The sequence below is a fragment of the Candidatus Dadabacteria bacterium genome (assembly GCA_026705445.1).
GTDB lineage: Bacteria > Desulfobacterota_D > UBA1144 > Nemesobacterales > Nemesobacteraceae > Nemesobacter.
This window is the reverse complement of sequence record JAPPAR010000046.1, coordinates 1-6,067: the sequence shown is the minus strand read 5'-3', so window position 1 is coordinate 6,067 and position 6,067 is coordinate 1. Positions and strand designations below refer to the sequence as shown.

At 50.3% G+C, this 6,067-nt stretch carries 7 protein-coding genes; 1 reads left to right on the top strand and 6 read right to left on the bottom strand.

What is annotated here, in order from left to right:
* Positions 1 to 234: 234 nt before the first annotated feature.
* Both OXG75_08350 and OXG75_08345 read right to left on the bottom strand, forming a co-directional pair.
* Entirely contained in the window at positions 235 to 1,089 is an 855-nt protein-coding gene (locus OXG75_08350) for a hypothetical protein (protein ID MCY3625979.1), read from the bottom strand.
* 35 nt (positions 1,090 to 1,124) lie between these two features.
* On the bottom strand, positions 1,125 to 1,421 hold the full coding sequence (locus tag OXG75_08345) for a hypothetical protein (GenBank protein ID MCY3625978.1): 297 nt from the start codon (positions 1,419 to 1,421) through the stop codon (positions 1,125 to 1,127).
* 141 nt (positions 1,422 to 1,562) lie between these two features.
* Here OXG75_08345 and fsa point away from each other — a divergent pair, with 141 nt between their 5' ends.
* Positions 1,563 to 2,207 carry a fructose-6-phosphate aldolase gene (gene fsa, locus OXG75_08340; protein ID MCY3625977.1) on the top strand — a complete coding sequence of 215 codons (645 nt, stop codon included), beginning with the start codon at positions 1,563 to 1,565 and terminating at the stop codon, positions 2,205 to 2,207.
* Here fsa and OXG75_08335 read toward each other — a convergent pair.
* Genes OXG75_08335 through OXG75_08320 form a run of 4 tightly spaced genes read right to left on the bottom strand, consistent with a single transcriptional unit; the run spans position 2,173 to position 5,943 of the window.
* Complete coding sequence (locus tag OXG75_08335) at positions 2,173 to 2,961, bottom strand: TlyA family RNA methyltransferase (protein MCY3625976.1); 789 nt, start codon at positions 2,959 to 2,961, stop codon at positions 2,173 to 2,175. The genes fsa and OXG75_08335 overlap by 35 nt on opposite strands.
* Positions 2,945 to 3,829, bottom strand: coding sequence for a polyprenyl synthetase family protein (locus OXG75_08330; protein MCY3625975.1), 885 nt, complete (start codon positions 3,827 to 3,829; stop codon positions 2,945 to 2,947). Before OXG75_08330 ends, OXG75_08335 begins: the two co-directional genes overlap by 17 nt.
* Positions 3,830 to 4,066, bottom strand: a complete 237-nt coding sequence (gene xseB, locus OXG75_08325; GenBank protein MCY3625974.1) for an exodeoxyribonuclease VII small subunit — start codon at positions 4,064 to 4,066, stop codon at positions 3,830 to 3,832.
* Between the two features lie 14 nt (positions 4,067 to 4,080).
* Positions 4,081 to 5,943 carry a sodium:proton antiporter gene (locus tag OXG75_08320; GenBank protein MCY3625973.1) on the bottom strand — a complete coding sequence of 621 codons (1,863 nt, stop codon included), beginning with the start codon at positions 5,941 to 5,943 and terminating at the stop codon, positions 4,081 to 4,083.
* Positions 5,944 to 6,067 lie beyond the last annotated feature (124 nt).

Sequence of the window (6,067 nt, the reverse complement as noted above, 5' to 3'; positions counted from 1 at the left end):
CGATAGATTACGAGTATGACTGGAGTCTTAACTGCCCCTGATCCCGAACCCCCCCCTTTTTTCTGACACTAAAGAAGAACCTGGTCAGAACATTCTCTGCGCTCAGACGCGGCTCATGCGTAAAAAACCCCGGTTATTCCGAGTGGAATCTGATTAAAATCCCATACAGAATACCGGGGCAGGTTAAGAAAACGGGTCGTTTGTTTCATGACCGCTCTCTTCTGTTGGTATGCGTCAGAAAGAATAGCCCAGAGAAACGGCAAAGATGTTGTATTCTCCCGCGTTGCGGCCGTCAATAACTCTCGCGTACGAACCGCTTATGCTGGCGCCATTGCCTACGAGAAATGTAAGCGTCGATCCGAGCGTGTGCGTATCTTCTTCTGTCTCGGGAAAACGCGGCGCAGCAAATCCCTCTGAACCGATATCAATTCCATCAGTGGAGTTCTCCATTGTATAGTTAACGCTCAGTCCGAACATGTCCGCAAAAAGAAGGCTTCCGGTAACATTACCGAAAATGACGTCTGGAACATCTTCATTGCGCATCCTGTAACCGAGCTCTCCCGATATCGCGAAGTTATCGGAAAGATACTTGCCGACAATCCCCGATACTTCAAATCCGTCAGCTCCGTCGCCGATTGAGTTTATGTAGCCCGTATCATAGCTTCCGGCTTTTATTCCACCCACGCGGATGGCAATGCTCGGAGCCTCGGTCACGGCCTCGTCAACGAGACGTAGGGTCAGGCCGACGTTTATATCGGTCACGCCGCTTTCATTTTCAGATTCCTTTGGTCCCGCTCCAGGTTTTGAAGCCTCTGATCCTCCCACGGCTAAATCAAGAGCCAGAGAATCAAGAAGCCCGTACTTTATCTGGACCATAGCGGTTTTCTGGGTCAGATCATCTTCTGCGAGAGGACCTGGCACCTTCTCACTGCCTCTGTAAAACTCCTCAGCACTCTGATAGATAAGAGAAAGCGAAACTGAACCTCCTCCCGGGGCCGGAAGCCACGCGGAGTTGCCCGCATTTGCAGGCGGCAGGTAACTGAAAACCGCCATAACGGCGGAAATTGCAATCAAACTTAGTTTTTTCATACTGAACACCTCTCCTTTTGTTGTGTTATTTGAAATCAGAGTTTGTAACGGCGGGTAAGGTACTCGCTTACAAGCTCTTTCTCTTCGCTGCTCAGACCCTCCATTTCACCGAGGCCGTCTCTTAGGGTCGCGGCGCTCTCACTGTTTAGGTCAGCCTTCTGCATGGCGCAGGTGTCACAGACAAGCTTGCTGAACGTTATTGCCTTTCCCTTTGCATAGTCGCTCCTGGGACTTGCTCCGTCGCCCGCGGAAGCGGAACCGGATGCGAAGGCGGGAACCTGAACAAGCAGGATCGCTGCCGCAATCAGTGCTAAAGCTGTAAAGTATTTCATCAAGTCTTTCCTCCTTAAAATTTGAGAGTAATTATAAGGAACGGTAAAAAAATATCTATCCCTGTTATTTTCGCCCCGAGGCGGTATTGTTTTTCATAATACCGACCGAAAAGATGCACACCTTCTTTGGAGGAGAGGAAAATGAAATTTTTTATAGATTCGGCAAACATGGAAGAGATAAGGGCCGCCGCGGCTTTCGGCATAGTGGACGGAGTGACGACCAACCCCTCGCTTGTGTCAAAGGAAGGAAGCCAGGGCTGTTTTGAGGACCTGGTAAAAGAGATATGCGACGTGGTAAAGGGACCGGTGAGCGCCGAGGTGCTGAGCACCGAGTACTCCCTTATGGTGTCCGAGGGGAAAAGGCTTGCGGGCATAGACGAAAATGTCGTCGTCAAGCTCCCGATGACCGAAGACGGAGTAAAAGCGACCAAAACCCTCTCCGATGAAGGCATAAATGTTAACGTTACCCTTGTTTTTTCACCTTCCCAGGCGCTTCTGGCCGCGAAAGCCGGAGCCGCTTACGTAAGCCCTTTTGTCGGGAGGCTTGATGACGTGTCCTCAGGCGGAATGGATCTTGTGCTTGATATCTGCGAGATCTACGCGCACTACGCTTATCGGACAGAGATACTGGTTGCAAGCGTAAGACATCCCATGCACATAGTGGAAGCAGCGAGAATGGGAGCTGACGTCGCAACTTTTCCCTACAAGGTGTTCACCCAGCTTTTCAAGCACCCCCTGACGGACATAGGGCTCAAGAGGTTCCTTGAGGACTGGGGAGAGAAGTAGGCGCACCCAGGGTTGCGCAGACCAGAAATTCCCTGTTGCCCCCGGTCCCCTTTATGGGGGATTCAGTTACTCCCGTGACATTGAACCCTAGTCTGCCAAGATGAGATGTTACCTTGTCGGCAGCTTCCTTGATACTCCTTTCGTTCTTTACGACTCCCCCGGTGCCGACATCTTTTCTGCCTACTTCGAACTGGGGTTTTATAAGGGCTATAAGCGTCCCGTCTTCTTTTAGAACACAGGCGGCGGGTTCTATTATCAGTGAAAGAGAAATGAAGGATACGTCGATGGTGACTAGATCGACCTTTTCTCCCACGTCTTCAGGCTTGAGGTATCTGCAGTTTATCTTCTCCCTTACGATAACCCGGCTGTCGTTTCGGAGGTTCCAGTCGATCTGTCCATGGCCGACGTCAAAGGCATAGACTCTCTGCGCTCCGAAGCGCAGAAGACAGTCAGTGAATCCTCCGGTTGAGGCCCCTATGTCAAGGGCTACCTTTCCTTTAACGTCAATAGAGAATTGGGTTATCGCCTTCTCAAGTTTAACTCCCGCCCTGCTCACGAACTTCCTTGCGGGTTCTTCCACCTCTACTATTGAGTCTTCTCTCACGGAAGTTCCGGGCTTCTCCACCCTCTTTCCATCGACGCTTACTCTCCCCGACATTATGAGAGCCCGGGCGCGGTTTCCGCTCGGGGCGAGGTTCCTTCGCACCATAAGGCTGTCAAGCCTTGTTTTCTGGGAATTACTCTTCTCTTTCATGCAACCAGATGGCTATTTCCTTAAGTGGATTCGGGATTTTCTGAAAACCCTCAAGATCTTCTATGGCATCATCCGTCAGTTCCGAAACCTTTTTCCTAGCCGCACCGATACCCACAACGGAGGGGTAAGTATGTTTTTTCCCCTCTTCCGTTTCTTCATCCTTCGCGGCGGAATCCGCCTCAAAATCCAGGATGTCGTCCTTTATCTGAAAGGCCACGCCTATTTTTTCTGAATAGGATTCAAGACTGCGGAGATCCTCCTCCCAGGCTCCCGCCACCATCGCTCCCCCGACGACTGACGCCGTGATCATTCTTGCCGTTTTCAGCCGGTAGGCGCTGAGGATTTCCTCCTCAGAAGGTTTCAGATGATCCATCTCAAGATCAAGCGCCTGACCTAAGACCATTCCCCTTGATCCTGCGGCGTCAGAGAGAAGAGCGACTGCACGCAGTACGAGTTCTGAAGACACCCTGCGCTGAGCAAGCTCTTGTGTTGCAAGGTTAAAGGCATCTGTCAAAAGGGCGTCTCCCGCCAGCGTGGCGACGGCTTCTCCGAAGACCCTGTGGTTTGCCGGCACTCCCCTTCTTGTATCATCATCATCCATCGAGGGCAGGTCGTCGTGGATGATGGAGTAGGTGTGGATCATTTCAATGGCGCACGCAAGAGGCAGGGCCTTTGTATGGTTTCCGCATACAAGCTCCGATGCGGCAAGGCACAGAACCGGTCTCAGCCTTTTTCCCCCGGGATGGATGCTGTAGGCGATCGATTGCAGGAGTTTCGCCTGGGGCCCGTCGGGCGGCAGGTATTCCCGCAATGCCCTGTCGACAACCTCTTTTCTTGTGCGGAGATAATCTTTGGTGTCGAAACTCATTTACCGCTCTTCGTCGCCGAAATCCTCAAGATCTATAGTGCCGTCGTTTTTCTCCACTATAAGGCTTATTTTCTTCTTGACGCTCTCGAGGTCCTCGTAGCACCGCTTTATCAGCGCCGCTCCCGTCTCGAATTTTTCAATTGATTCGTCAAGCGGAAGCTTTCCCTCTTCAAGGGTGTCGACAATTTTCTTTATTTCCCCAAGCATGTTCTCAAAGGATTTTATCTCGGAATTCATCTTTTTTTGCCTCCCTAAACTTCAATCAGTTCTTTTTCTGTTCCCCCGATAATATCCGGACTCGTTGAGATCGGATTGACGTCGAGAATTGATACGGCGTCCCCGGCTTCAAGACTGAAACCCTTGTGGTAGACGAAAACTTCGTCGGTTCTTTGCCTCTCCACCACAAGCGGAATCAGGTGTTCGGGAAGTGATCTCTCAAAGTCCATCTTGTCGATTGTTTCTTTTTCGATGCGGGATCTGAAGACAACGTATTCCTTCTCGGCAATTTTTGAATATATATCCATCAGGTCGACCTGTTTTCCGAAAGCGAGAGGAACTCTGAATCTCTGCATGTCTTCAATGTCGGAATGGCTCGCCATCCTGTTTATAAGCGCGCTGACGTTGGCTACCTTGAAATCTATTCTCACCAGGCGGCAGGCAAGAACATTCACATGGTCGCTGGTTGTGAGAGATATAAGCGTATCCTGGGAGGAAATCTCCGTTTTCTCTAGTCCGTCAACAGTCAGGGCGTTTCCCTCAACTGCCTTGAGTCCCTCCGATTTTGAAAGTTCGACAAGCCTTCTGTTGGTATCTATAAGGCAGACATCCTTGCCCGTTCTCTCAAGCAGCCTCGCCAGCAGTCCCGCGAGATTGCTGGCTCCGACTATCACCACGTTGTTTCTTTTGTCGTTAACCCCAAGCGCTTTTGAAACCAGGCCCCCCGCGCCTCCCTGAAGGAAAACCGAAATAGCGATAGTAAGAAAGACAAGTCCCTGTACTATGTCGCCTCCTTCAACTTCGTGCTGATGCAGCTCCAGGGCTATGATCGAAGCTATTGACGCGGCAATTATTCCTCTGGGGGAAACGAACGAAAGAAACATTTTTTCCCTGAAGGAAAGACCGGAACACACGCAGAGAAGAAATATTTCCACCGGACGCACAATAAAAAGCAGCCCCAGCACGATCAGGGGTCCATAGATGCCCAGATCCTTTATGTAATCGAGTTCCAGACTTGCCGCGAGAAAAATGAAGAGCAGAGAAATGACGAGGATTGTAAGCTTGCCCTTGAATTTCTTCATTTCCTCTTCCTCGGGAATATTCAGGTTTCCCACTATGGCTCCAGAAACAATGGCCGCCACCAGCCCGGAGTCAAGGGTTATCATCTCGGCAAATCCGTAGACGGCAAGCGCGGAGGCGAGAATGAAAAGGTCAACGAAGTCCTCCATGTAGATATAGAACCTCTTAACGGCAAAGGTCGCCGCGTAACCCCCGAGGAGACCCAGAATTCCTCCCACGATAAACTTGTAGACGACAAGGAGCACCGCCTGGACGATCTCCGTGAGGTGATTTGCGAATCCGAAGATTGCACCGGCGGCAGCGTAGTTGCCTTCAATGAGGATTACCTCAACTACAAAAAGAGCTATCAGTGCTCCTATCGGATCAATCAGAACCCCTTCATACTCAAGTATGTGCTTGAGTTTGGGCTTGACTTTGAATCTTCTGAGAAGAGGCTGAACGACGGTCGGACCGGTTACTATGACCAGGGAACCGTAGACAAATGCCATTTCCCAGGAAAGACCACCCAGAAAATAGGCTAAAACCGCCCCGCCTACCATCGTAACTAGCGCGCCCGCGGTTATCAGCAGCAGTATTACTCTTCCGTGGGAAAGAGCATCTTCCTTGTTCAGGTTAAGCCCCGCTTCGAAAAGAACAATTGCTACGCAGAGCTTTATTATTACTTCAAGCCCTTCCCCGAACTCCGAGGGATGTACCAAGGATAAGAATTCGGGCCCCACTAGGATCCCGAAAACAAGAAAAAACACGATACTTGGAAACCCAGTCCTGATGGAGAGCATCTGACCGATAACTCCCAACACCAGGGCAAGAGACACCATAACTAGCAAAGAGATATCCAACCTTTTTAAGGAAATGAGGATTCTAAAAAGAATCCATTGGGGGAAATTATAACCAGTACCATTCTAAAGCTTAAATCGAGCGAAACAAACAAAATCGAATTTA

Excerpts from the sequence above, each read along its gene's own strand:
- OXG75_08330 (MCY3625975.1), bottom strand. The coding sequence starts at position 3,829 with ATGAGTTTCGACACCAAAGATTATCTCCGCACAAGAAAAGAGGTTGTC.
- xseB (MCY3625974.1), bottom strand. The coding sequence starts at position 4,066 with ATGAATTCCGAGATAAAATCCTTTGAGAACATGCTTGGGGAAATAAAG.
- OXG75_08350 (MCY3625979.1), bottom strand. The coding sequence starts at position 1,089 with ATGAAAAAACTAAGTTTGATTGCAATTTCCGCCGTTATGGCGGTTTTC.
- fsa (MCY3625977.1), top strand. The coding sequence starts at position 1,563 with ATGAAATTTTTTATAGATTCGGCAAACATGGAAGAGATAAGGGCCGCC.
- OXG75_08345 (MCY3625978.1), bottom strand. The coding sequence starts at position 1,421 with ATGAAATACTTTACAGCTTTAGCACTGATTGCGGCAGCGATCCTGCTT.
- OXG75_08335 (MCY3625976.1), bottom strand. The coding sequence starts at position 2,961 with ATGAAAGAGAAGAGTAATTCCCAGAAAACAAGGCTTGACAGCCTTATG.
- OXG75_08320 (MCY3625973.1), bottom strand. The coding sequence starts at position 5,943 with ATGGTGTCTCTTGCCCTGGTGTTGGGAGTTATCGGTCAGATGCTCTCC.